General features: G+C 58.2%; 15 protein-coding genes, 1 pseudogene and 1 riboswitch. Of the genes and pseudogenes, 14 read left to right on the top strand and 2 right to left on the bottom strand.

The window, feature by feature from the left end:
* Positions 1 to 15: 15 nt before the first annotated feature.
* Entirely contained in the window at positions 16 to 2211 is a 2196-nt protein-coding gene (locus ATO67_RS08220; RefSeq protein ID WP_245303930.1) for a methyl-accepting chemotaxis protein, read from the bottom strand.
* 181 nt (positions 2212 to 2392) lie between these two features.
* Complete coding sequence (scpA, locus tag ATO67_RS08215; RefSeq protein ID WP_067646690.1) at positions 2393 to 4534, bottom strand: methylmalonyl-CoA mutase; 2142 nt, start codon at positions 4532 to 4534, stop codon at positions 2393 to 2395.
* Between the two features lie 326 nt (positions 4535 to 4860).
* Positions 4861 to 4969, top strand: a riboswitch (guanidine-I (ykkC/yxkD leader).
* A gap of 71 nt (positions 4970 to 5040) precedes the next feature.
* On the opposite strand from scpA, the gene ATO67_RS08210 reads away from it, so the two are divergent.
* From ATO67_RS08210 to ATO67_RS08145, 14 genes and pseudogenes are all read left to right on the top strand, one after another.
* Positions 5041 to 6120, top strand: coding sequence for a putative urea ABC transporter substrate-binding protein (locus ATO67_RS08210; RefSeq protein WP_067646687.1), 1080 nt, complete (start codon positions 5041 to 5043; stop codon positions 6118 to 6120).
* Between the two features lie 78 nt (positions 6121 to 6198).
* Positions 6199 to 7017 (top strand): ABC transporter permease, encoded by an 819-nt coding sequence (locus ATO67_RS08205; RefSeq protein WP_067646682.1) that lies wholly within the window; start codon positions 6199 to 6201, stop codon positions 7015 to 7017.
* Positions 7014 to 7757 carry an ABC transporter ATP-binding protein gene (locus ATO67_RS08200; protein WP_067646679.1) on the top strand — a complete coding sequence of 248 codons (744 nt, stop codon included), beginning with the start codon at positions 7014 to 7016 and terminating at the stop codon, positions 7755 to 7757. The genes ATO67_RS08205 and ATO67_RS08200 overlap by 4 nt, the downstream gene beginning before the upstream one ends.
* Positions 7758 to 7842: 85 nt before the next feature.
* Positions 7843 to 8658, top strand: a complete 816-nt coding sequence (locus tag ATO67_RS08195) for an urea amidolyase associated protein UAAP1 (RefSeq protein WP_067646676.1) — start codon at positions 7843 to 7845, stop codon at positions 8656 to 8658.
* Between the two features lie 16 nt (positions 8659 to 8674).
* Positions 8675 to 9325, top strand: a complete 651-nt coding sequence (locus ATO67_RS08190) for an urea amidolyase associated protein UAAP2 (protein ID WP_067646673.1) — start codon at positions 8675 to 8677, stop codon at positions 9323 to 9325.
* A 5-nt stretch (positions 9326 to 9330) separates the two neighbouring features.
* Positions 9331 to 12867 carry an urea carboxylase gene (gene uca / locus ATO67_RS08185; protein ID WP_067646670.1) on the top strand — a complete coding sequence of 1179 codons (3537 nt, stop codon included), beginning with the start codon at positions 9331 to 9333 and terminating at the stop codon, positions 12865 to 12867.
* A pseudogene (gene atzF, locus ATO67_RS08180) lies at positions 12867 to 14671 on the top strand (allophanate hydrolase). The gene uca and the pseudogene atzF overlap by 1 nt, the downstream one beginning before the upstream one ends.
* Before the next feature lie 156 nt (positions 14672 to 14827).
* Positions 14828 to 15805 (top strand): AraC-like ligand-binding domain-containing protein, encoded by a 978-nt coding sequence (locus ATO67_RS08175; protein WP_067646668.1) that lies wholly within the window; start codon positions 14828 to 14830, stop codon positions 15803 to 15805.
* Between the two features lie 101 nt (positions 15806 to 15906).
* On the top strand, positions 15907 to 17934 hold the full coding sequence (locus ATO67_RS08170; RefSeq protein WP_067646664.1) for a hydantoinase/oxoprolinase family protein: 2028 nt from the start codon (positions 15907 to 15909) through the stop codon (positions 17932 to 17934).
* A gap of 3 nt (positions 17935 to 17937) precedes the next feature.
* Positions 17938 to 19905, top strand: coding sequence for a hydantoinase B/oxoprolinase family protein (locus ATO67_RS08165; protein ID WP_067646661.1), 1968 nt, complete (start codon positions 17938 to 17940; stop codon positions 19903 to 19905).
* A 170-nt stretch (positions 19906 to 20075) separates the two neighbouring features.
* Positions 20076 to 20930: an FAD binding domain-containing protein gene (locus ATO67_RS08160; protein ID WP_067646659.1), complete on the top strand. Its 855-nt coding sequence runs from the start codon at positions 20076 to 20078 to the stop codon at positions 20928 to 20930.
* A complete protein-coding gene (locus ATO67_RS08155) occupies positions 20927 to 21400 on the top strand; it encodes a (2Fe-2S)-binding protein (protein ID WP_067646656.1) in 474 nt (157 codons plus the stop codon). Before ATO67_RS08160 ends, ATO67_RS08155 begins: the two co-directional genes overlap by 4 nt.
* Entirely contained in the window at positions 21393 to 23741 is a 2349-nt protein-coding gene (locus tag ATO67_RS08150; RefSeq protein WP_067646653.1) for a xanthine dehydrogenase family protein molybdopterin-binding subunit, read from the top strand. Before ATO67_RS08155 ends, ATO67_RS08150 begins: the two co-directional genes overlap by 8 nt.
* 63 nt (positions 23742 to 23804) lie before the next feature.
* Positions 23805 to 25187, top strand: coding sequence for an aspartate aminotransferase family protein (locus tag ATO67_RS08145; RefSeq protein WP_067646650.1), 1383 nt, complete (start codon positions 23805 to 23807; stop codon positions 25185 to 25187).
* The last annotated feature ends 18 nt before the right edge of the window (positions 25188 to 25205 follow it).

The raw sequence follows: 25205 nt of genomic DNA, 5'->3' as shown, positions 1-25205 counted from the left end.
CGGATGCCCGGGCCATTAGCTGGCCAGGGCATATTGTGTACGTCGCTGGTCGGTGTGCGACGTGTTTTTGCCAACCTTGAAGCGGCCGATGACTTCGGCAAGATTTTCGGTTTCCTGTGACAAGCTTTGCGCCGCTGCCGTCGTCTCTTCAACCATGGCCGCGTTCTGCTGGGTAACCTTGTCCATGTGATCGGCAGCCGACGACACTTCGCGAAGGCTCACGGCTTGTTCGCGGGTGTTGGAGGCGATCTGGTTGACCGTCTGGGTCATGCCAACCACCTGTTCAACGATTTTATCGAGCGACGAGCCGGTTTCCTGAACGAGTTGAACACCTATTTCTACCTGCGAGGATGACAGCGAAATCAGCGTTTTGATTTCCTTCGCGGCCTGTGCGGAACGCTGCGCCAGCTCTCTGACTTCCTGCGCCACGACGGCAAAGCCCTTGCCAGCTTCACCCGCACGAGCAGCTTCGACACCGGCATTCAGCGCCAGCAGATTGGTCTGGAACGCAATTTCATCGATGACGCTGATGATATTGCCGATCTTGCTCGAAGACCCCTGGATTTCCGTCATGGCGGAGATGGCACGGGCGACGACTGCGCCGCCCTGTTCAGCGTCGGTGCGCGCGGCGCTGACCGTTTTTTGGGCAGTGTTTGCACCATCGGCGGTGTCGTTGACGCCACGGGTTACATCACCCAGCGCTGCAACTGTTTCTTCCAGAGATGCGGCCTGCTGTTCGGTGCGGCGCGCGAGATCGTTCGATGCCGTTGAAATTTCTCCGAGGCCAGAGCGGATGGCATACACGGCCTGGACGACGTTGCTGATCGTATCTTCGAGCGTGGAGACCGACGTGTTGAAGTTCTGACGGATGGTTTCGAATTCCGCAGAAACCTTTGCGTCCATACGGACCGTGAGGTCACCGGAAGCCAGCACACTGAAGCTGTTCTGGACGATTTGCACGAAATTCCGCAGATCTTCTGCCTTCGCTTCTTCAATATTACTGCGGCGTTTGCGGTCTTCTTCGACCTGCTCCTGCAGCTGCTCCTGTTCCTGTTTCAACGTCTCGCCGCGGGCGAGATCATGGCGGAATTTTTCAAGAGCCACCTTCAAGCGGCCGAGTTCGTCTACACTGCCATTATGGGGAATGTCGTCACGGTAATCGCCATCCGCCATTTTCTGAACGGAGCCGAGGAGGCTCTTAAGTGGTTTTCCGATGAGGGTGCGGCTGGCGGCGAGAATAACGCCCAGTGACACCAGCAGGATCAGCACGCCGCCGATGGTGGTGCTGTAAATCTGGCTCCATACCGGACCGGAGAAGGTTGCTGCGGGAACATCGAGAATTGCCGCCCAGGTCGTGTTCATGCCGGGGGCTGAGAATGGGTAGACCAGACGAACGGAACCGTCCGCCATATCGCGCAAAATCTGCGGCTTGCCATCCACCAGCGCCTGCTTGACCTTGTCAGCGCCTTGATCGGCATAATCCTTCATCAGATTGGCAGCATCAGGGTGTGACAGCCATTTTCCATTGCTGGCCAGTAGCATGACGCGGCCACCATCGAATGGTTTCATCTGGTTCAGCGTATTTGTCAGGTCATCAAGTTTAATGTCGACGCCGGCCATGGCAACGATATTGCCGTTTGCACGCATAGGAACGGAAACAGATGTCACCAACTTGTTCATGTTGGTAAGATAGGGTGAGGTAATCGCAGCTTTGCCAGAATTGGCCACAAGCGAATAATATTCGGACGTTGGATCAAGGCTCCAGGTCGATAGTTCCATCTGGCCATTGTCGCCCTTTGTCCAATAGGGTGTGAAGATGCCTTCCTTGTTGACGCCATCGCTGCCTGCGGCGGGTGTCAGGCCCTTGGCCTCTGGCATTTCAAACATCCATGCCCCGAATACGTTGGCATATTGCGGCGGGACGGACTTGATGGCGGCAATGATGTCAGTGCGGTTTTTTGAGCCGTCTGTGATGATACCGTTCAGGGTGGCGGCCAAAGTGGCGCCGGCAGATGTGGCCTGAGCAATGTCGGTAGCCACGCGCTGGCTGACAAGGGCCGCCTTCTCCGTTGCAAGAACCATGACGTCGTTTTCGGTCTTTGCTTTGATGGTGATCGCATTGAAGGTAGTATAGGCAATCAGGATGCTTGCGATGGCCGCTCCTGTCGCGAGAATGAGCTTACCTGATAATGTGCGAAGTATTGCATTCATGTACTTGTCCCCAGCTTTGCGCGAAGTCTGCTGGAAATTGGTGAATATTCTCCAAATAGAAAACTGTTATAGTCATTACGGATACCCGTTTTCGAGACCAAATATCTGGGTGTTGTCCGTACTTGTGTGTCCGGCGTACAAAGCAGCTTCGCGCGCCGAGCAAAATTGTCGTTTTTCCGAGTTAGGCGTTTCTCAGTCGGCCCTGCATCAGATCAACGACGGCGCGGGCGGCTTCCAGCACGTTGGTGCCGGGGCCGAAGACGGCAGCGACACCATTATCCAGCAGAAACTGGTAGTCCTGCCGTGGCACGACACCGCCGACGATGACGATGACATTTTCCGCGCCTTTGGCTTTCAGTGCCTCCACCAATTGCGGGGCCAGCGTCTTGTGGCCCGCTGCCAGTGAGGACATGCCTACCACATGAACCTTGCTTTCCACGGCAAGGCTTGCGGCCTCTTCCGGTGTCTGGAACAAAGGGCCAGCAATGACGTCAAAACCAATATCGCCGAAAGCAGATGCGATGATCTTTGCGCCACGGTCATGGCCATCCTGCCCCAATTTGGCAATCAGCATTTTGGGTTGGCAGCCGACAGCCGCCGACAGCTCGCTTAGACGCGTGCACAGGGTGGCATATTCGGGATCGTTCTCATAGGCGGCGCCGTAAACATCGTGCACGACCTCCGGCACTGCGGTGTGATCCCCGAAAACAACGCGTAGCGCATCGGAAATCTCGCCTACTGTTGCGCGCGCGCGTGCTGCTTCCACGGCAGTTTCCAGCAAATTGCCGTCGCCGTTGCGGGCGACCCCCGTCAAAGCGGCAAGCGCATCTTGCGCCGCTTTCGGGTCCCGTTGACGTCGCACCTTTTCAAGTTGCCTGATTTGCCCGGCACGAACCGCACTGTTATCAATGTCGAGAATGTCGATGGGATCTTCGTTTTCCAGCCGGAATTTGTTGACGCCAACGATGATTTCCTCGCCGCGGTCCACGGCCGCCTGCCGTCTGGTCGCCGCCTCCTCGATGAGCCTTTTCGGCAGACCGTCATCGACAGCCTTTGTCATGCCGCCAAGGGCTTCCACCTCTTCGATCAACGCCCAGGCTTTGTCAGCCAGTTCGTTGGTGAGGCTTTCGACGTAATAGGAGCCAGCTAGCGGATCGACCACTTTTGTCACACCGGTTTCATGCTGGAGAATGAGCTGGGTGTTGCGGGCGATGCGGGCGGAAAAATCCGTCGGCAACGCCATGGCTTCATCCAGCGCATTGGTGTGAAGCGACTGCGTGCCACCTAGCGCAGCAGACAGTGCCTCATAGGCCGTACGGATAACGTTGTTATACGGGTCCTGCTCCTGCAGGGACACGCCTGATGTCTGGCAATGGGTGCGCAACATCATCGATGACGCTTTTTGCGGCTCGAACTCCTCCATGATACGCGACCACAAAAGACGTGCAGCGCGCAGCTTCGCCGCCTCCATGAAGAAATTCATGCCGATGGCGAAGAAGAAAGAAAGGCGGCCCGCGAAATCATCGATATTCAAGCCTTTCTTCAGGGCAGCGCGCACATATTCACGTCCGTCCGCCAGGGTGAAGGCCAATTCCTGCACCAGCGTCGCACCCGCTTCCTGCATGTGGTAGCCGGAAATCGAAATCGAGTTGAAGCGTGGCATTTCCTTTGCCGTGTATTCGATGATGTCTGCAATAATCCGCATCGAAGGTTCAGGCGGGTAGATGTAGGTGTTGCGCACCATGAATTCTTTGAGAATATCGTTTTGTATGGTGCCTGAAAGGTCGGCTTTCGAGCAACCTTGTTCTTCCCCGGCGACGATGAAGCTGGCGAGAATGGGAATGACCGCACCATTCATGGTCATGGACACGGACATGTCTTTGAGTGGGATGCCGTCAAAAAGGATTTTCATGTCCTCGACACTGTCGATGGCCACGCCCGCTTTGCCGACATCTCCCACCACACGCTCATGATCGCTGTCATATCCGCGATGGGTAGCCAGATCGAACGCAACGGAAAGGCCTTTCTGGCCAGCCGCGAGGTTGCGTTTGTAAAAGGCGTTGGATTCTTCAGCGGTCGAAAAACCGGCATATTGGCGTATGGTCCAGGGGCGGCCAGCGTACATGGTCGCACGAGGGCCGCGCACGAAGGGTTTAAAGCCCGGCAAACTATCGAGGTGTGGGATGTTTTTGATGTCTTCGGCGGTGTAGAGCGGCTTGACGTCAATGCCCTCTGGCGTCTGCCAGACAAGACTGTCGGATGAACGTTTCAGTTCCTTTTCGGCAAGTTCCTGCCAATCCTTGACCGTTTTATCATCTGACATCCATGTCTCCTGTTCAATCGGCGTGTGCCATCGTTGCAGACGGTAACGCTTTACCTCCCGTATTGGACGCATGTTTTTTACGACCAGTTCAGGTAGGATATGAAGCCAGAGGCAGTTGCACAACAAAAACCCTTGCGGCCTTATTGAATGACGTCACTCGAGATGGAATAGATGTGCTTCAAGCACGGTTTATTTCGTGGGCACATGACATCTTGCGTGCTGCAAATTTCATCAAACGGAAATTGAACGTGCTGTTCTGCCTCCTTAATACCGGAAAAACGCGCGGTTTTTGCATCTGGCACGCCATTTGCTTGTATCAAAACATCAGAGTTGGCCGCTAGGGTTCCGGCGCATTGTGCGTGACTGGTCCGAGAGCAGCCACTGGGTGGGGAGAAATCCTGCCCGGATGCACGGCGGGACAAAAGCCCGGGAGACCTCGTTAGCCAAGGGATTGGCTGCGTTGGTTCGTGCCGATCCCTTTTTGTAGAAAAGCAAAGGGGAATACCATGCAAACAGTCAAAAAAATCATCTCCATCTCCATCACCGCACTTGCAGCGTCGCTGGCTCTCTCCAGCGCCTTTGCGGCGCAGGCCGCACCGAAGAAGGATTTCAAGGTCGCGTGGTCCATCTATGTCGGCTGGATGCCGTGGGGCTATGCCAACGATCACGGCATCGTCAAGAAATGGGCGGACAAATACGGCATCAACATCGAAGTCACGCAGTTCAACGACTATGTGGAATCGATGAACCAATATACGGCGGGCGCTTATGACGCCGTGACGCTGACCAATATGGACGGCCTCTCCATTCCAGCCGCTGGCGGTGTCGATACCACTGCCGTCATCGTCGGTGACTTCTCCAATGGCAATGACGCCGTCATCCTCAAAGACAAGACGAGCCTTGCCGATATCAAGGGTCAGAACGTCAACCTGGTCGAATTTTCCGTTTCGCACTATCTTCTCGCCCGCGCACTGGAAAGCATCGGCTCCACCGAGCGCGATGTGAAAGTCGTCAACACCTCGGACGCGGATATGGTTGCCGCATTCCAGACGCCTGACGTTTCCGCTGTCGTTACATGGAACCCGCTGGTCTCGACCATTATGGAAACGCCATCGGCCAAAAAAGTCTTCGATAGCGCGCAAATCCCCGGCGAAATCATCGATCTCATGGTCGCCAACACCAACTTGCTGAAGGACAATCCGGATTTCGGCAAGGCGCTTGCAGGCATCTGGTACGACACGATGAAGGTGATGACCGCAGACAGCGCTGAAGGCAAAACCGCACGCGAGACGATGGGCAAGGCCTCGGGAACAGATATTGCCGGTTTCGAAGCGCAGATGGCCGCAACCAAGCTTTTCGATAAAGCCGCAGACGCGGTCGCGTTTACCGCTTCGCCCAATCTTCCGAAGACAATGGATCTCGTTCGCAACTTCCTGTTCGAAAAAGGCCTTCTGGGCAATGGCGCGCCATCTGCAGATGTCATCGGCATCGCCTTCCCGGATGGTTCAGTTCACGGCGACAAGGACAACATCAAGTTCCGCTTTACCACGGAATATATGGACGCGGCCGCCAAGGGCGCACTGTAAGGCATTCAACGCCAGACACCTCGCGACCGGGCGATATGCGCCCGGCATAGTGATAAAGCCTCAATCAGGAGCTTTTCCATGCGCTGGATCAACACACGGCCTTCAAGCGGAGGGCGGCTTGCCCTTGCAGCTTTGCCATTTGCCGCAGTTCTCATCGCCTACACCATCGGCTCGGCCACGCGACTAGCAGAAAACGCCAATGACAAGCTGCTGCCCGACTTGACCGGCTTTGCAGACGCCATCAACCGCATGGCTTTCATACCGGATGCCCGCACAGGCGATATCGTTTTGTGGACGGATACGATCGCCAGTCTCATCCGTCTGTTTTCTGGTCTTGGCATCGCAACCGCGATAGCGCTGATCGTTGGCATGTTAATCGGCATGTTGCCCTATGCGCGTTCGCTGCTATCGCCATTCGTCGGTGCCATCTCCATGGTGCCGCCGTTGGCCTTGCTGCCCATTCTGTTCATCGCGCTGGGTCTGGGCGAAGTATCAAAAGTGGCTTTGATCGTCATCGGTGTCACTCCCGTGATGATCCGCGATCTGGCGCTACGAGCGCTGGAACTGCCGCGTGAACAGATCATCAAGGCCGAAACCTTGGGCGGAAATTCCTGGCAGATCGCGCTTCGCGTCGTTCTTCCGCAGGTGCTACCGCGCCTTATCACCTGCATACGTTTGCAGATTGGACCGGCATGGCTGTTTCTAATCGCGGCTGAAGCCATTTCAGCGGATGCCGGGCTTGGTTACCGCATTTTCCTCGTGCGCCGTTATCTGGCGATGGATGTGATCTTTCCCTACGTCGTCTGGATAACCCTGATCGCCGTTCTGACCGACTGGCTGCTGGAGCGTTTGCGGCTTGCCGTATTCCCTTGGTCGGCCACGGAGACAAACGCATGAGCGCGATCAGGATGGACAACGTCTGGAAGGAATATGGCGACCAGATCGTTCTGGAAAACATCTCGCTCGAGATCGAATCCCGTGCTTTCGTGGCACTGGTTGGGCCATCGGGCTGCGGAAAAACCACTTTCCTGCGCATGATCCTCGGACAGGAGCGCCCAACGCGGGGAGCCATTTTCATGGATGGCCAGCCCTTGTCGCCAGAACCGGGGGCCGACCGAGGCGTCGTGTTCCAGCGTTATTCGGTGTTTCCGCATCTCACGGTTCTCGGCAACGTGCTGATCGGCAGAGAGCTTACGGCAGCCCCTTTTGCGGGGAGACTGTTCGGTTCCGCACGTCGTGCGGCCATTGAAGATGCCCGCGCCATGATTGCCGATGTTGGTCTTGAAGGCACCGAGAACAAATATCCAGCGCAGCTTTCCGGCGGCATGCAGCAGCGTCTTGCCTTGGCGCAGGCACTGTTGATGCCACCCAAAGTACTGCTGCTGGATGAACCTTTTGGCGCGCTCGATCCCGGCACTCGGGCGGAAATCCACCAGTTGATGAAGCGCTTGTGGAACGAGACGCCGATGACGGTGGTCATGGTGACCCATGACATGCGCGAGGCCTTTACGCTGGCCACGCGGGTGGTCGCGTTCGAGAGACCGCGCGACCGCCCGGAAGAAAAAATGCGCTACGGCGCGACGATTACCCGCGATCTCCACATCTGGCCGACGCGCCGGGCGGCAAGTACCGACTGACAGCTTTGAACGCCCGCCGGGACGACCCGGCATTACGGGCAAAAAACAAGCGGGACGACCCGAACTTAACCCATGGAGCAGGCTCATGCACCTAAGACGTTCGCCTGAAGACATCGCTGCCAACCGTGCGCGCTACGAAGAACACCAGAAAAAGGGGCTGAATTTCGCGCCCAAGGCCTTGCCGGGCTTCAGCGATTTCCCAGAAATTCCAGTCGATGAAGCCAGAGTCATCCATCGTGAGGTCATTCCCGGTGGCTGGTACTGGTCCACGAAAGTCAAACGCGAAGAGGTTTTGCGCGTCAGCCTCACACACGGCTTTTCGTCTGTTGCACTCATTGCCTGGGCCAGTGGCGACACCTCGGAACGCATGAACCTGCCCGATACGGTCAAGATGCAGTGGACGACAGGGCTCTCCAAAGGCCGTGTCATCTTCTCGGACATGGGCCGGGTCATGTTCTCTATCACCGAAGATTCGTCTGGCGCGCATGATTGCCTCGTGGGCGGTTCGAACGCTGCAACCAATGCCCGCTATCAAGGCCACGAGTTGCGCGACACCCGCGACAATTTCGTCAAACTCGCCATGAAGATCGGTCTCGACCGGCGCGATATTCCTGCAGCGTTGACCCTGTTTGCACCCGTGCGCGTAGATGCGGAAGGCCGTTTCTTCTGGAACTCGGCGCTCCTCAACGGCGCCGATTATGTGGAACTGCGCGCCGAGATGGACATGGTCGTAGGCTTGTCCAATTGCCCACACCCGCTCGATCCGAACCCTGCCTATGCGCCCAACCCGGTGACGATCACGCGCATCGCCGCGACAACCGTTGCCGCCGACGATCTTTGCCGCACCGCGAGCGCAGAGGCGATCCGGGGTTTTGAAAACAATGCAGCCGCCGAACTTTGAGCCGGGGAGACCGATCATGACCAATTTCATCCAGACCGCTCCGTCCCGCACGCTCGAAAATACCGCGCAGGACCATTACATCGCAGCCGAAAAGCCGTTTTCGACCATCATTCGCAAAGGTCAGACGGTCCGCATCGAAGACAGCTATGGCCAGCAGGCCATCGATACGCTGTTTTATAACGCAGACGATTATTCCGAGCGCTATTCCAGCCAGGATACGGTGCGCGAGCAGAATGCCGCCTATATCTCCACCGGCACGAAAGTTATGTCGAGCGAAGGCCGGGTCATGTTGCGCATGACGGCAGACAGCTGCGGGCGGCATGACACCTCTGCCGGCGCCTGCTCATGCGAGAGCAACACGGTACGCTTCGGGCACGGTACGAAATATCTGCATGCCTGCCGCGACAACTTCGTGGCGGAGGTCGCAAAATACGGCATGGGCAAGCGTGATATTCCCGCCAACATCAACTTCTTCATGAACGTTCCGATCTCCCCCAACGGCGGTATGACCATAGTCGATGGCATCTCATCCCCGGGTGATTACGTGGAACTGGAGGCTGAAATGGACGTGCTGCTCGTCATTTCCAACTGCCCGCAGATCAACAATCCCTGCAACGGTTTTGACCCGACGCCGATCCGCGTTCTGGTTTGGAATGGGGAGGCTTGATCGCCATGTTCACCAAAGTTCTGGTCGCCAATCGCGGTGAAATCGCGGTTCGCGTTATTCGCACATTGCGGCTCATGGGCATTGCGTCCGTTGCCGTCTATTCCGATGCCGACCGTTTTGCCAAGGCAACGCTGATGGCTGACGAAGCGTTTCGTCTCGGTCCCGCACCGGCTGCGGAAAGCTATCTGAATGTCGACGCCGTCATTGCCGCCTGTAAGGCAACCGGCGCTCAGGCGGTGCATCCCGGCTATGGTTTTCTCTCTGAAAACATCGGCTTTGCTGAAAGACTGAAGGCCGAAGGCATTGTCTTCATAGGCCCGAAGCCGGAAAACATTGCTGAGTTCGGTTTGAAGCACACGGCACGAGCGCTGGCGAAGAAAAGCGGCGTTCCGCTGCTGCCAGGATCGGATCTGCTGGCCTCGGTTGACGAGGCGCTGGTTGCCGCTGATAGCGTCGGCTATCCGGTGATGCTGAAATCCACGGCTGGTGGCGGCGGCATCGGCATGCAACTGTGTGACGACGCGGCAGCGTTAAAAGCAGCGTTCGAAAGCGTCCAGCGCACGGCCAAGGCAAGCTTTGGCGATGCCCGCGTTTATCTGGAACGCTTCGTCGCCAAGGCGCGCCATGTCGAGGTTCAAATCTTCGGAGATGGCGAGGGCAGGGTTATTGCGCTGGGTGAGCGTGATTGCTCGCTGCAACGGCGAAATCAGAAAGTCATCGAAGAAACACCTGCACCGGGCTTGTCTTCTGCTATGCGGGAGAAGCTTCATGCGGCCGCTGTGGCTTTGGGTACGCAGGTCAAATACCAATCCGCAGGTACTGTAGAATTTATTTTCGATCCTGCGCGTCAGGCGTTCTACTTCCTCGAGGTGAATACCCGTTTGCAGGTCGAACATCCCGTAACAGAAGCGGTTTTCGGCATCGACCTGGTCGAATGGATGATCCGCCAGTCTGCCGGTGAGGATGTTCTGACCGGCAAAGACAATCTTATGCTGAAGGGCGCGGCAATCGAGGCGCGGGTCTATGCGGAAATGCCGCACGCGGATTTTCGGCCCAGTGCGGGGCTGCTGACCGAGGTCGTCTTTCCACCGGATGTGCGGGTGGATGGCTGGATCGAGACGGGAACCGAGGTCACGCCGTTTTACGACCCGATGCTCGCCAAGATCATCGTGACGGGTGACACGCGACAGGACGCTATCAACGCGCTGAAAAAGGCGCTATCGGCAACATCGATTTCCGGTATCGAAACCAACCTCGACTATCTCAATGCCATTACCAAATCCGACCTGTTCGGCAGCGGCGATGTGGCAACGACTGCGCTCAAAGATTTCGCCTTCGTGCCTGATGTGGTGGAGGTGATTTCATCCGGTGCGCAATCCAGCCTTCAGGAACTTCCGGGCCGTCTTGGCCTCTGGAATGTCGGCGTTCCGCCCAGCGGCCCGATGGACGAGCGCTCCTTTCGCCACGCCAACCGCCTCGTCGGCAATCATGATTATACTGCAGCACTCGAGCTTACCGTGTCGGGGCCGGTCCTGAAATTTTTCACAGACGCCACCGTGGCGCTGGCGGGTGCCGACATGCCGATGACCGTGGATGGCGAACCGGTCGATCACAATGTTCCCCATCGCATACATGCGGGACAGACGCTTGCCATCGGGCAGATCAAAGGTGCAGGGCAGCGGGCCTATCTTGCCGTTTCCGGCGGCTTTGATGCGCCCGTCGTGCTCGGCTCCCGCGCCACCTTCGGGCTTGGCCAGTTCGGCGGAAACGCCACCGGACCATTGCGCGCAGGCCAGGTGTTGCGCCTTGCAAAAGCGGTGCAGACAGAGATCACGCCCGCGGTGGAACCTGTGGACCTGACCCGCGAATGGTCCGTTGGTGTCGTCTACGGCCCACACGGTGCGCCCGATTTCTTCCTTGAGGACGATATCGAAACGCTGTTTTCGACAGACTACGAGGTGCATTTCAACTCTGCCCGCACGGGCGTGCGCCTTATCGGCCCCGCGCCGAAGTGGGCGCGCACGGATGGCGGCGAGGCTGGACTTCACCCATCCAACCTGCACGACAATGCCTATGCCATCGGCTCCATCGATTTTACCGGCGATATGCCTATCATCCTTGGACCTGATGGACCCTCGCTGGGCGGCTTCGTCTGCCCTGCCGTCATTGCAGCCGATGAGCAGTGGAAAATGGGGCAACTCAAGCCCGGCGACAAAATCCGCTTCCACCCGGTGGCCCGTGCGCAGGACCCGATTGCCGGACCGGTCGCCAAGCGTATCTCGGATGACGCCGGTTCGCCCATTCTCGCACGGCGTGAAGATGCCGAGGTTCCCGTTACCTATCGTCGCCAGGGCGATGACAATCTGCTGGTCGAATATGGTTCGATGCAACTCGATGTGGGCCTGAGGTTGCGCGCGCATCTGCTGATGCAGGCTGTCAACGAAGCCAAACTGCCCGGCGTGATCGATCTCACGCCCGGCATACGATCCTTGCAGATCCACTATGATGGATCGAGCCTTGCCCGCACGAGGTTGCTTGGGCTGCTGTCCGATATCGAGGATGGCATGCCTTCGGTGCAGTCTGTGAAGGTACCAAGCCGGACTGTGTGGTTACCGCTATCCTGGAACGACCCGGACGCTGAACTTGCGATGCGCAAATATCAGGAACTTGTACGCCCTAACGCCCCCTGGTGCCCCTCCAACATCGAGTTCATCCGCCGCATCAACGGGCTTGCGGATGAGCAGGCGGTGAAAGACACCATCTTCGACGCCTCTTATCTGGTCATGGGCCTTGGCGATGTCTATCTCGGCGCACCGGTTGCCACGCCGCTCGATCCGCGCCATCGCCTAGTCACGACGAAGTACAATCCGGCCCGCACATGGACACCGGAAAACGCCGTCGGCATCGGCGGGGCGTATATGTGCATCTACGGTATGGAAGGACCGGGTGGTTACCAGCTTTTCGGCCGCACCATTCAGATGTGGAACACCTGGCGGCAAACGCCGGTCTTCGGCAAAGACAAGCCATTGCTGCTGGATTTTTTCGATCAGGTGCGGTTCTTCCCCGTTTCGCATGCGGAGTTGACGGAAGCACGCGCCGCCTTTCCGCATGGCGGCTATCCCATCCGCATTGACGAGGGCGAATTTTCCTATGCGGATTACGAGGCAGATCTCGTGAGAGACGCCTCCGGCATCGGGTCTTTCAAAGCGGGGCAACAGGCAGCATTCGAGGCCGAGCGTCAGCGCTGGAAAGAACAGGGCCTCGACAGTTTCGTGCCCGATGAAGGCGCAAGCGTCGGCGCTGGTGGCGACATCGCAGAAGGATGCTTCGGTATCGAAAGTGCCGTACCGGGCAATGTCTGGAAGGTTCTGGTCGAGCAAGGCCAGAAGGTTGATGCAGGCGAAACACTCGCCATCATCGAATCCATGAAAATGGAAATCAACGTCACCGCCCATGCGCCGGGCCGCGTCCGCGAGCTTCGCGCCGGACCGGGCCGTAATGTCAAGGCAGGCGATGTCCTCATCGTTCTGGAGACAATCTGATGCTACCCATGTTTCTCGATCTCACTTCACTGAAACAGGCATATGCCAACGGCCTTACACCACTTGATCTGGTGGAGGAAGTGCTGGCTCGCATCGACGCTTGTGATGATCCGGCCATCTTCATTACCAAGACCCCGGCAGAGGCGTTGCGTGCCGCCGCGCGGGAACTCATGGCCCGCGCGCCCTTAGTCAATAGCCTGCCGCTGTGGGGCGTACCATTTGCTGTGAAGGACAATATCGACGTTGCCGGGTTGCCAACGACGGCGGCATGCCCGGCCTTTGCCTATGATCAGCAACAGGATGCGACAGTCGTCGCGCGGTTGAAGGCAGCAGGGGCGCTTGTCATCGGCAAGACGAACCTCGACCAATTCGCTACTGGTCTGAACGGCACACGCTCACCCCACGGCGCGCCGCGTTCGGTGTTCGACAAGGCCTATGTATCTGGTGGATCGTCGTCCGGGTCAGCCGTCGCCGTCGCGTCCGGTCTTGCCTGCTTTGCGCTGGGAACGGATACGGCAGGGTCGGGCCGTGTTCCCGCCGCCTTCAACAACCTCGTCGGCATCAAGCCGACACCGGGGCTGGTACCGAATGTCGGCGTCGTTCCCGCCTGCCGCTCCGTCGATGTGGTCACCGTATTTGCCGGAACGGTGGGGGATGGCGTGGCGGTTCGCAAGGTCATGGATGGATATGACGCTGCCGATCCATTCTCGAAAACAGCCAAACCCATCACGCTTCCCACATCTGGATTGAAGGTCGGTGTCCTCGCTCATTCCGAACGAGAATTCTATGGCAATGCCGCCTATGAAGCGCTGTATGATGCCGCCATCGAACGGGCCAACGCGCTCGGCGCGCAGATCGTGGAATTCGACTACGCGCCTTTCCGGCAAGCTGCAGAACTCCTTTACAACGGGCCATGGGTGGCGGAACGGCTGGCGGCTGTGAAGGATTTCTTCGCGACAAACAGCGAAGACTTCGATCCTACGGTTCGAAGCATCATAGCTGGCGCAGAAGCCTACACCGCCGTTGATGCTTTCCAAGGTCTCTACAGGCTGGAAGCCCTGCGGCAATTGACGCTGAAGGAATGGGAAAAGGTCGATATGCTGATGCTGCCGACATCACCGACCACCTACACGGTGGAAGAGATGTTGGCCGACCCTGTCGCAAAGAACGGTCACTTCGGGCGATACACCAATTTTGCCAACCTGTTCGGTTATGCGGCAATTGCGATACCCGCTGGTTTCGACACCGATGATCATCTTCCATCGGGCGTAACATTGTTCGGCCCCTCCTTCTCAGATGACGCGCTCGCACCCTTCGCCGATGCGCTTCATCGCGCGGTGGCCTGCGGTATGGGCAAGGATAGAATGCCGCACATCCCGAAGCCTCCCGCGTGGCCGTATCAGATGACGGGCTGGTGCCGATTGTCGTTGTTGGCGCACATCTGTCCGGTATGCCGCTGAACCACGAACTGACCGGTCCCGGCGGTATTCTCATCAAGACATGCAGAACGGCGGGCGACTATCGTTTGTTCGTGCTTCCCAACACCACGCCACCCAAGCCCGGCCTTATCAGAGAGCCTGGTTTTCTCGGCGAAGGACTTGAGATCGAGGTGTGGAAAATCACGCCCGATGCATTCGGTCGTTTCGTCCAGAATATTCCAGCCCCGCTTGGCATAGGCAAGATCACGCTGGACGATGGCAGCCAGGTCTCCGGCTTCCTGTGCGAAGCGCATGCAGTGACCGGGGCGCAGGAAATCACCCAACTGGGTGGCTGGCGCGGCTACATTCAGTCTCTTCGGAAATGAGGTCGTTCAGTCAGCGCATAACATCTCCGCCGACATGGCCGATGCGGCTGGGTTCAGAAACTTGTGCGTTTTTTAGCAATACGCTCCCCGAAATTGATGTATCTTGAACTCAATAAAAGGAACCGGAAAAGCCGGACCACAGGGGAATATCGAAGAATGAGATACGTCGTCGATAATGTCGGCGGTCTTGCTGGAGGTGATGCCTGGCAGGCCGCAGTGACAGAAACATACTTTCCGCTGGATACGGAGTATCGTAGTCGGCGGGAATTCACCGGACAACTGGAAACCTGGTCTCTTGGTCTCGTGGGTGTTTCGCGGATGCAGTGTGACGGCGTGCGTTATCGCCGACATCGCCGTCATTTTCTCAACGAGAGCGATGCAAGCCTTCTGGTTTCCATTCCAGAACTCAGCGAAATCAACTTTTCGCAAGGTTCGCGCAGCGTCAAATGCGATCCTGGCGGGTTTTTGCTGGAACGCGGTGATGCGCCCTATGAATTCTGGCATGGGCGGCCCAATGCTCTGTGGGTGCTGAAAGTGCCATCCGCCAGTGTCCGCTCGCGCATCGGCTCGACCGACAGGTTCAGTGCCTTAAGCTTCGATGGCACGAGCGGCGTTGCCGCGCTGTTTCTCGATACCGTGCGCACCACAATCGGGCATGTCGCCGATCTCAGCGAGGCGGCACGAGAAATGACTGGCAGGCACATTCTCGAAATGCTTTGTCTGTCTATCGTCAGTGACGACCGGGTTCTGGACAGCAGCATTTCCTCCATACGGGCGGGGCACCTGCACCGCGCCGAGCAATATATCCGCGACAATATCAAGAGCCGATCGCTAGGGCCGCAGGCCGTTGCGGATGCTGGCGGAATATCATTGCGCTATCTGCAAGGCCTGTTTCAGGAAAGCAGCAAGTCGATCAATGGCTTCATCCGTGATAGCCGCCTCGACCACTGCGCTGAAGACTTGATGTCGGTAACCCATACCGCGACAATCGCCGAGATCGCCTATCGTTGGGGATTTGCTGACCAGTCGCAGTTCTGCCGACACTACCGGACCAGATTTGGATGTTCGCCAAGCGACACGCGTCGAGAGGCAGTGCTGCGAGCGCGATCATTCGCGGATATGCAGCGACACTGACGCGGTAGAAACACTCCTCCCAAGAAAATGTCGACCTCGGCCACAAGCATGTGTGGCCGGGCAGGGAAACTGCGGCCTCAAACAGCCTTAAGGACACGAGTATGACAAAGACGAGAGTTGCCGTGGATGTCGGCGGAACCTTTACCGATATCTGCATCATGGATGAGGATACCGGTGCGATCCGTATCGAGAAAACCGGCTCGACGCCTGACGATCCGATGCGCGCCATTCTGAACGGTGTGGAGCAGGCCGGCATTGACCTGTCCGAGGTCACGATGTTTTCTCATGGCACAACGGTCGCAACGAATGCGTTGATCACACGCCGCCTGCCGCGGGCTGCCATGGTGTGCACCGAAGGATTTCGTGATGTTGTTGAAATCCGGCGGGCCAACAAGGAAGACCTCTGGGACACCTACAAGGATGTCGCGAAGCCCTATATTCCACGTCGTGATCGCCTGACCGTGCGCGAACGTGTGGACGCAGAGGGTGTGATTTTGGAGGTGCTGAATGAAGAGGACGCCATTCGCGTGGCCGAAATCCTCAAGAAGCGTGAGGTGAAGTCGGTCGCTGTCTGCTTCATGAACTCCTACGTTAACGGCGCCAATGAGCGGCGCATGCGTGATATTCTGAAACAGGTCATGCCGGATATTCCGGTCTCGGTTTCTTCCGAAGTGATGCCGGAAATTTTCGAGCATGAGCGCTTTTCCACGACGATGGCGAATGCCGTCTGTGCGCCGGTGGTTGTCGATTACGTGTCGCGCCTCAGCGATAAGCTAGCGGCGGGCGGGTACCGCCGCGATCTGCTGCTTCTACACTCAGGCGGCGGCGTGATGACGCCCGCAAGCGTCAAGGAGTTTTCCGCCCGCCTTGCGGGTTCCGGCATTGCCGCTGGGGCCATCGCCAGTCGTTTCATCGGCAATCTCTGCGGTTTTCCCAACTCCATCGGCTTCGATATGGGCGGCACGAGCACGGATGTTTCGTTGGCATGGAACGGCCAGTCGCGCATCACCAAGGATTGGTACATTGAATATGGATATCCGATCCGCTTTCCATCGATCGAGGTTCTGACGATTGGTGCCGGTGGTGGATCTCTGGCTTGGCAGGACGAAGGCGGCTCGCTGCGCAACGGCCCTCAGTCTGCCGGAGCCCATCCGGGCCCCGCCTGCTATCGTAACGGTAATCCCGTTGCTACGAACACGGACGCCAATGTGGTGCTGGGGCGGCTGGGTAGCAGCCTTGCTGGCGGCAAGATCACACTTGACCCGGCCCTTGCGGCGAAGGCCGTTCAGGAAACGGTTGCGACACCCTTCGGCATGAGCCTTCACAAAGCTGCCGAAGCCATCATTGCCGTGGCCAACGCCAATATGGCCAATGCCGTTCGTCTTCTGTCCGTCAGCCGGGGTTACGACCCGCGCGATTTTGCCCTTGTTGCCTTCGGTGGCGCTGGCGCGTTGCATGGGGCAGCGGTTGCCAGAGAGCTTTCCATTCCAACCGTTATCGTTCCACCCAATCCTGGCGTCACCTCTGCCCTCGGCTGCCTGCTGGTGGATGTGCAGCATGATTTTTCCGAAAGCTTCATGGCGGACGCCTCCGCAGTTTCGCCAGATGAGATGGAAGCGGCGTTCCAGCGCATGGAAATGCAGGCGACCGAGCGGCTGTCTCACGAAGGTATCGCGCCCGGCGACATGGCACTGCAGCGCACGGTGGAGATGATGTATCAGGGCCAATGGCGCTCGCTTGCCGTCAACGCACCGCCCAAAATCGATAGCATCGGCGCGCTGATCGAGGCATTCCATGCAGAGCATGAGCGGGAGTTCAACTACCGCCGCGACGAAGCGCCGGTATCGGTCTTTCGCATCGCCATCAAGGCCGCCGGTATCGTGCCCAAGGCTGATTTGCCGAAATACGAGGTGAGGGATCATACACCGGAGCCGATCGCCCGCCGTGCAGTCTGGTTCGATGGCGTATCCCATGAAGCAGCGATCTATCAGCGTGAAATTCTCGAGGCAGGCGCAATGTTCGTTGGCCCCGCCATAGTCGAACAATTTGATTCCACCACGGTCGTCCCACCAGGCATGAGCGCGAGGGTTGACGCTTTCCTGAACATTCTGATCGGAACGAAAGGCTGAGAAATGACCAAATTTGCGGAAACGGAAAACGGCCTCGATCCTGTTACCTTCGAGGTTTTGAAGAACTCATTCATTACCACCGTCGATCAGATGGCCGAGCAGATGCTACGCACCTGCTATTCCTTCGTCATCTATAACAGGGACTTCTCCAACGCGCTGCACGATGCTGACGGCAACTCCGTTGCGCAGGGCAATTACGACATCGCTGTCCATGTCGGCACCCTGCACAACACCTGCAAAGAGGTGATCCGCGTTTTTGAAGGCGATATGGCTCCCGGCGATGTCTACGCGATCAACGACCCCTATGCGGGTGGTACGCATTTCAGTGACGTGCGGCTGGTGCGGCCCATCTTCGATGAAGACAAGCTGATCGGCTTTGCGCAATCCAACGGCCACTGGTCCGATCTTGGTGGCTCTGTCCCCGGATCGTTCGATGTAACGGCGCGAGACATGTTTCGCGAGGGATTGCGGATCACGCCGGTACGGCTGTTCCGCCAGGGACGCTTCTGCTCTGATGTGGCCAACATGATTGCCGCCAACACCCGCGACCCTGCCTCCATCATCGGCGACATTCACTCGCAGGCGCAGGCAACGCAGGCGGCGGAGCGCGAACTGTTGCGACTGACGAAGAAATACGGTCGCGACAAGGTCACGCGCGGCATGGAAGAGGTGCAGGACTATGTCGAGCGGGCGGTGCGTAAACGTTTGGCCGAATTGCCAGACGGAACGTGGGAAACCGTCGACTATATAGATCGCGATCTGGGTGCCGGGGAAGGCATGATTCCAATCCGCATCAAGATGACGATCAAGGGCGATGCGGTTCATTACGATTTCACCGGCAGTCACGCCACAATCGCCTCCATGTACAACTCCGCTCCCGGCGCGACCTTCTCAGCGGTGGTTGCGGGCATGAAGACGTTCTTTCCCGATCTTCCCCTCAATAGTGGTTTTTACCGAATGATCCGGGTAACGGCGCCGAAGAACAGCGTCGTCAGTGCTGAATGGCCAGTTGCCGTGACCGGCTTCCTCATGCCGTTCGAAAAGATCATGAACGCCATTTTCGAGATGTGGTCGCAGATCATGCCGGAACGCGCCATCGCCTGCGCATTCAACCTTGAATATCTGCTGGCCGGTGGCCGGGATGCGCGCAAGCCTGAAAAGCCGATCTTCATGTTTTATGAGTGGCTGCCGGGCGGTTGGGGCGGTCGCAACGGTAAGGATGGCGCTGACGTGACGACGGCATGTTTCGGAACCGGGTTGATGTCTCAGCCCAATGAAGGCAACGAGCGCGTCAATCCGACCCGCACCACTGAGTTCCAGATCAAGCGGGATTCTGCCGGTCCGGGCAAATGGCGCGGTGGCGTCGGTGTGCAAAAAACGTCTCTGTTACTGGAGGCAGAAGGCGCGGTCATGTCCTATATCTGCGACCGCGAAAGGGCCGTTGTCTGGGGTGTGGAAGGCGGACTTCCCTCCATGCCACACGGCCTGACCATCCGCCGCGCCGGTGAGGATGCCGACACGTGGCTCGGTTCCGTGTTTTCCGATTATCCCGTGTTTACCGGTGATGAATTTGCTCGGCCGACAGCAGGCGGCGGTGGGTTTGGAGATCCGCTGGAGCGCGATCCCGTCCACGTGATGGAAGATGTGATTGACGATTACGTGTCGATCGAGCGTGCGAAAGTCGATTACGGTGTGGTTGTAAAGGCTATCGATCCCGATCTTTGCAAATATGAGATCGACCCGTCTGCGACACAGGCTGCACGCGCCGAAATAAGAGCAAACCGCAAGGACTGGGCGCGGATGGATCCGCATACGGTATCCGCGCGATACAAAGCCGGAGAGATCAATTCCCTCGATGCAGTGCGCCGTTTTGCCGTCATTCTGGATTGGGAAAGCGGCGAGGTGCTGGAAAAAACCACCGCCCAGTTCCGCGAGAGCTTCGAAAAGCGCAGCGTTGCTCACTGGGCGTAATCGCCCTCACACCGGGCGTTGCTGTGACTGCATTGCCCGGCGTTGAGCAGCGATCAAGCGCTATCTGATTTATCGATATGACTTTCAAGAAACAACTATTTCACATGGGGTTCCGGCTGGGACACTATGCTGTAACGCCGCAAAAGATGGCATCTGAGGGGTCCTGAACGATGTTCGATAATCTGGAGCGGTCTTTGACCGTTGCCGGCACTATCGAGGAAGCGCTTGCCGCAAAAAGGCAGGGCGCTGCGATTTTGGCCGGTGGTACGTGGTTGATGCGTGATCCGCGTAGAGGCGTTGACCTGCCGCAAGCGCTGGTCTCGCTACACGCAATTGCAGGTCTTAAGGCAATCTACATATCCGACGACACGATCACCATTGGTGCAGCGGTCACGCATGAGGCGCTTGGGCAGGCGCTGCTCGGTCTTGCCGGATTTGAAGCCGTTGCTCTTGCTGCATCGAGTTCCGCCAATCCTGCCATTCGCCGCGTGGCGACGCTTGGCGGTAATCTCTGTACGCCGGGTTTTGCAGCCGCAGACCTTCTGCCCGCACTCCTCGCTGTTGATGCCATCGTTGAGTTGCGTGCTACCCAAGCACCTTTGCGCATGCCGCTTGCGTGTTTTCTTGCGAATAGGGAGCAGGTGCTGGCAGACGCGATCCTTACGAGCGTTATTATTTCCCGCGATATCATCGCCAGCGCCCATGTGAGGCTGCCGCTGCGCCGTGCTGGAGATTATCCGGTTGCGATCGTGTCATGCGCCCTGTCGAGCAAGGGACAGATACAGATCGCGGTCGGTTCTGTGGAGGAGGTTGCGCGGCGCTGGACCAAGCTCGAAGAAGCATTTTCCCGTGAACCCGGCGGGCGTCCGGCAAGCGCGCAGATAGCGGCCTCTCTGGCTGAGACGTGCAACGATTTCGAAGGGCGAAACGGTATCGAAGCGGATGGCTGGTATCGCCGTCAGGTGCTGCCGACGCTGGTCCGCCGCGGCCTAGAAGCTTTGTCGCACAAGGAGGATGCCAGATGACGGTGACGCTTCGCATCAACGGCTCCATCTGTCGTTTCAATGGTGATCCGATGACGCCTCTGGTCAATGTACTGCGCCACGAGCGTTTCTTGACCGGCACCAAAGCTGTCTGCCGCGAAGGCTTTTGCGGTGCCTGCACCGTGCATGTCGATGGAGAAGCGGTTATGTCCTGCCTTCGCCCAGTTGGCCTGCTGGAGGGGGCGAGCGTCACCTCAATCGAGGCGATGTCGAGCGGTGACGGGCCATTGCATCCGCTTCAGGCGGCGTTCGAAGCCGCTGACGCCGTTCAGTGTGGCATGTGTTTTCCCGGCATGGTCATGAGCCTCTCGCATTTTCTGCGAGATCATCCCGATGCCTGCCGTGCCGATGTCAAAGCGGCGATGGTGGGCAATATCTGTCGTTGCACCGGCTACGAGCGGATCATCGATGCCGTCATGGATGTTATCGCTGGAGTGCGCGCCCATGGTTGAGGTTTCCACGACTGTCATGGACCTTCCGCGCCGCGACGCCCGCGACAAGCTGCGTGGGCGCACCTGTTATACCAACGACCGCGCCCGTCCCGATATGCTGCATGCGGTTTTGTTGCGCTCCAATGTTCCCTCCGGTCGCATCATCAGGCTCGACGTGTCCACTGCGCTTGAATGCCCCGGCGTGCTGGCCATTGCGACAGCTGCGGATGCTCCGGGAAACTATGGTATCGGTATTGCCGATCATCCGCTTTTCGCCGTTGATATGATCCGCTACAACGGCGAACCCATCGCCGCCATCGCTGCCGAAACAGAGGCGGATGCGCGGGCCGCCCTCAAGGCTATCATTATCGAGATTGAACCACTCGAGCCCGTCCTGACCATGGCCGAAGCGCTTGAGCCCGACGCTCGGCTGGTGCACGAAAACTGGCGTGACTATGAGGTTTTGACGGAGGGCGGTGCGCGTTCTCGAAACACTGCCTGGGAAGCAAAGTCAGTGCGGGGTGATGTCGATGCCGCCTTTGCACGCGATGACGTGACCATCGTCGAAAGCAGCTTTTCGGTCGGCAGACAAAGCCATTTGCCGTTCGAGCCGCGTGTTGCGATTGGTAGCTGGGAGGATGGGCGCGCGCATATCCAGACGTCGACGCAGGTGCCCTGGACCGTGCGCAATGTCACCGGGCGCGTCATGCAACTGCCGCCGGGGCGTGTTCGCGTCACCGTGCCACCAGTGGGCGGAGCCTTCGGTCTGAAATTCGATGCCTCCATTGAGCCGATCACGGCATTGCTGGCCCGCATGACGGGACGCGGCGTCATTCTGGAAAATACCCGGCAGGAGGAAATGGCGACCTGCCTGTGCCGGGAAAACGCGGAGATAACCATTCGGTCGGCGGTAACGGTTGATGGTGAGATCGTCGGGCGCGAGGCAGTGGTCCTGATGGATTGCGGCGCCTATGGCGGTGAGCAAGTTTTCCTCACGACGATGACCTCGCACACCCTGGGCGGTAGTTATCGGCTGGGTGCTGTCAGGCTTGTCAGCCGCGCGATCTACACCAACACGCCTCCAAACGGCGCATTCAGGGCCTGTAACGGCGTCTATAACGGCTTTGCGCTGGAGCGTCACACTGACGAAATTTGTGCGGCAATCGGCATGGACGCAATAGAGTTTCGTAAACGAAACGTTCTGGGCGATGGCGATCTTGGGCCAACGGGTCAGATATTTGAAGGCGATGTGCTGAGCCCGATGCTGGAGCGCATGGATGCGCTGCGAACAAAAACCGGCACCGCCGAGGGCAAGGCCGATGGCCGCCTTTATGGCCGCGCTACGACGGTCGGGACGTGGTTCATCTTCGTTGGCCCGTCTGCCGCTACTATCAACATGAACGCAGATGGCAGCGCTACGTTGGTGACATCAGGTGTGGAGATCGGCTCCGGCACGATGATGCAATCCTTGCCGCAGATCGTGGCGGGCCAATTGGGGTTGAAGCCGGATCAGGTGGTGGTGAAGGAAGCCGATACGGATGCGGCAGGCCTGGACGCCGGTGTCGGTGGCGGGCGAACAACAGTCTCTATTGGCGCGGCCAGCATGGGCGCATCCGCTGAGGTCAAAGAGAAACTGTTACGATCTGCAGGCGAGATGTTGCAGACGCCACCGGGGAGCCTCGTGCTGCGTGAAGGCAGGGTGGAAATCGATGGTCGTCCGGGATCTGGCGTCACCATCCCGGCGGTCGTGGCCCACGCGCAAGCAACGACGGGGCCGATCACCGGCACCGGCAGCTTCACAGCCAAGAACACGCCTGCCATGACCGGTTGCGCGATGGGGCATTTCATCGAAGCGCTCGATATTCCGGTCTTTGTTGTACACGAGGCGGAAGTGGCTGTTGATCCCGATACCGGACATGTTGAGGTGCTCGCCTATCGCGTCGTGCAGGATGTCGGGCGCGCGCTCAACCCACGCGCCATTATGGGACAGGTTCAGGGCGGCGTGGTTCAGGGACTGGGTTATGCCTTGCACGAGGAGGTGACGATAACCGATGACGGACGCATCGCGCAGGATGGTTTCGAGACCTACCGCGTGCCGCTGGCGCAGGATGTCGTTCCCGTAGTTGCCGATCTTTACGAAGGTGCGCCATCCATCGGGCCGCTCGGCACGAAAGGGGCAGGGGAAGTTCCTATTCTCGCTGTCGGTTCGGCGATTGCCTGCGCTGTTTCACGTGCCATCGGCAAACCAGTCTCACGCTTGCCGCTCACGCCACCGCGGGTTTTACGCCTGCTCCATGATCTGGAACCATCGTCTTCGCATCCGCATATCGCGCCCGCGTGGGTGGATAATACATTGCGCTGAAGCGCTCTCCAAAAACCAAATGAACGACATTGCTGCACAATCACTCCAGCCTATGGGACTGACATGAACATCCTCTCCAACTCCCTTGCCGCCGCCGACATCGCCTCCACCATGCACCCCAATACCAATCTGCGCCAACACGAACGTACGGGTCCGCTGGTCATCGAACGGGGGGAGGGCATCCGCGTCTATGATGATCGTGGCAAGGAATATATCGAGGGGCTTGCAGGTCTGTGGTCGGTGGCGGTGGGTTTCTCAGAGCCGCGTCTTGCTGAGGCCGCCTACAAGCAGATGCTGAAGCTGCCCTATTACCACACGTTCTCGTCCAAATCGCATGAGCCCTCCATCCGCTTGGCGGAAAAGCTCGTGGAGATGACGCCTGCAAATATCAACCGTGCGTTCTTCACCTCGTCAGGGTCTGAAGCCAACGACACGATCGTGAAGATGGCGTGGTATATGAACAATGCTCTGGGGCGTCCCAACAAGAAGAAATTCCTGTCGCGCATCAAGGGATATCACGGCATCACCGTCGCATCGGGAAGCCTGACCGGTCTGCCCATCAACCACCGGGACTTCGATCTGCCGGTTATTCCGGTACATCATCTGACATGCCCGCATTTCTATCGCTTCGGTGCCGAGGGCGAAGATGAGGCGGCATTTACGGCGCGGTTGCTGGTCGAACTGGAAACCGTCATTGCAACCGAAGGCGCAGATACGATTGCCGCCTTTATCGGCGAGCCGCTGATGGCAGCCGGCGGTGTCCTGCCGCCGCCAGCTGGCTATTGGGAGGGCGTCGAGCGGATTTGCCGTGCCAATGACATTCTGATCGTTTCGGATGAAGTGATCTGCGGCTTCGGTCGCTTGGGCACGCCATTCGGTTGCCAGAAGTTCGGTTTCACGCCTGATATCATGACGCTTTCAAAGCAGATTACCTCCTCCTACATGCCGTTTGCGGCTGTGATGTTCTCTGATGCGATCTATCAGGCGATTGCCGATAACTCGGAGAAGATCGGCGCTTTCGGGCATGGCTTTACGGCATCTGGCCATCCGGTGGCTTCGGCTGTTGCGCTGGAAAACCTCGCTATCATTGAGGAGCGTGACCTGATGGGCAATGCCGCACGGCTCGAAGCACAGTTTCAGGCTGGCCTGCGTTCCTTTGCGGACCACCCGCTTGTCGGCGAGGCGCGGGGCACGGGACTGATTGGCGCGGTGGAACTGGTAGCGAACAAACAAACCCGCAAGCCCTTCGAGAAAATCGGCAAGGCGGGTGCGATTGCATCGACGATCGGCCATGAGGAAGGCCTTATCTTCCGGGCCATTGGCGATCAATTGGCTCTTTGCCCGCCGTTGATCATCACCTCTGATGAGGTGGACGAAATCATGGTCCGCATGGGGCGCACTCTGGACCGTTTGACGGGCGCCATTGCCGACGAAGGGCTCGTGTAACGCGATCTTCGCGTCCAA

It is taken from the genome of Agrobacterium bohemicum, from assembly GCF_001562555.1.
Classification (GTDB): Bacteria; Pseudomonadota; Alphaproteobacteria; order Rhizobiales; family Rhizobiaceae; genus Agrobacterium; species Agrobacterium bohemicum.
This window is presented reverse-complemented; position numbering and strand designations above follow the sequence as displayed.

What these genes read in the sequence shown, in the direction of transcription:
- ATO67_RS08220 (WP_245303930.1), bottom strand. Translation starts at nt 2,211, where the DNA reads ATGAATGCAATACTTCGCACATTATCAGGTAAGCTCATTCTCGCGACA.
- scpA (WP_067646690.1), bottom strand. Translation starts at nt 4,534, where the DNA reads ATGTCAGATGATAAAACGGTCAAGGATTGGCAGGAACTTGCCGAAAAG.
- ATO67_RS08210 (WP_067646687.1), top strand. Translation starts at nt 5,041, where the DNA reads ATGCAAACAGTCAAAAAAATCATCTCCATCTCCATCACCGCACTTGCA.
- ATO67_RS08205 (WP_067646682.1), top strand. Translation starts at nt 6,199, where the DNA reads ATGCGCTGGATCAACACACGGCCTTCAAGCGGAGGGCGGCTTGCCCTT.
- ATO67_RS08200 (WP_067646679.1), top strand. Translation starts at nt 7,014, where the DNA reads ATGAGCGCGATCAGGATGGACAACGTCTGGAAGGAATATGGCGACCAG.
- ATO67_RS08195 (WP_067646676.1), top strand. Translation starts at nt 7,843, where the DNA reads ATGCACCTAAGACGTTCGCCTGAAGACATCGCTGCCAACCGTGCGCGC.
- ATO67_RS08190 (WP_067646673.1), top strand. Translation starts at nt 8,675, where the DNA reads ATGACCAATTTCATCCAGACCGCTCCGTCCCGCACGCTCGAAAATACC.
- uca (WP_067646670.1), top strand. Translation starts at nt 9,331, where the DNA reads ATGTTCACCAAAGTTCTGGTCGCCAATCGCGGTGAAATCGCGGTTCGC.
- ATO67_RS08175 (WP_067646668.1), top strand. Translation starts at nt 14,828, where the DNA reads ATGAGATACGTCGTCGATAATGTCGGCGGTCTTGCTGGAGGTGATGCC.
- ATO67_RS08170 (WP_067646664.1), top strand. Translation starts at nt 15,907, where the DNA reads ATGACAAAGACGAGAGTTGCCGTGGATGTCGGCGGAACCTTTACCGAT.
- ATO67_RS08165 (WP_067646661.1), top strand. Translation starts at nt 17,938, where the DNA reads ATGACCAAATTTGCGGAAACGGAAAACGGCCTCGATCCTGTTACCTTC.
- ATO67_RS08160 (WP_067646659.1), top strand. Translation starts at nt 20,076, where the DNA reads ATGTTCGATAATCTGGAGCGGTCTTTGACCGTTGCCGGCACTATCGAG.
- ATO67_RS08155 (WP_067646656.1), top strand. Translation starts at nt 20,927, where the DNA reads ATGACGGTGACGCTTCGCATCAACGGCTCCATCTGTCGTTTCAATGGT.
- ATO67_RS08150 (WP_067646653.1), top strand. Translation starts at nt 21,393, where the DNA reads ATGGTTGAGGTTTCCACGACTGTCATGGACCTTCCGCGCCGCGACGCC.
- ATO67_RS08145 (WP_067646650.1), top strand. Translation starts at nt 23,805, where the DNA reads ATGAACATCCTCTCCAACTCCCTTGCCGCCGCCGACATCGCCTCCACC.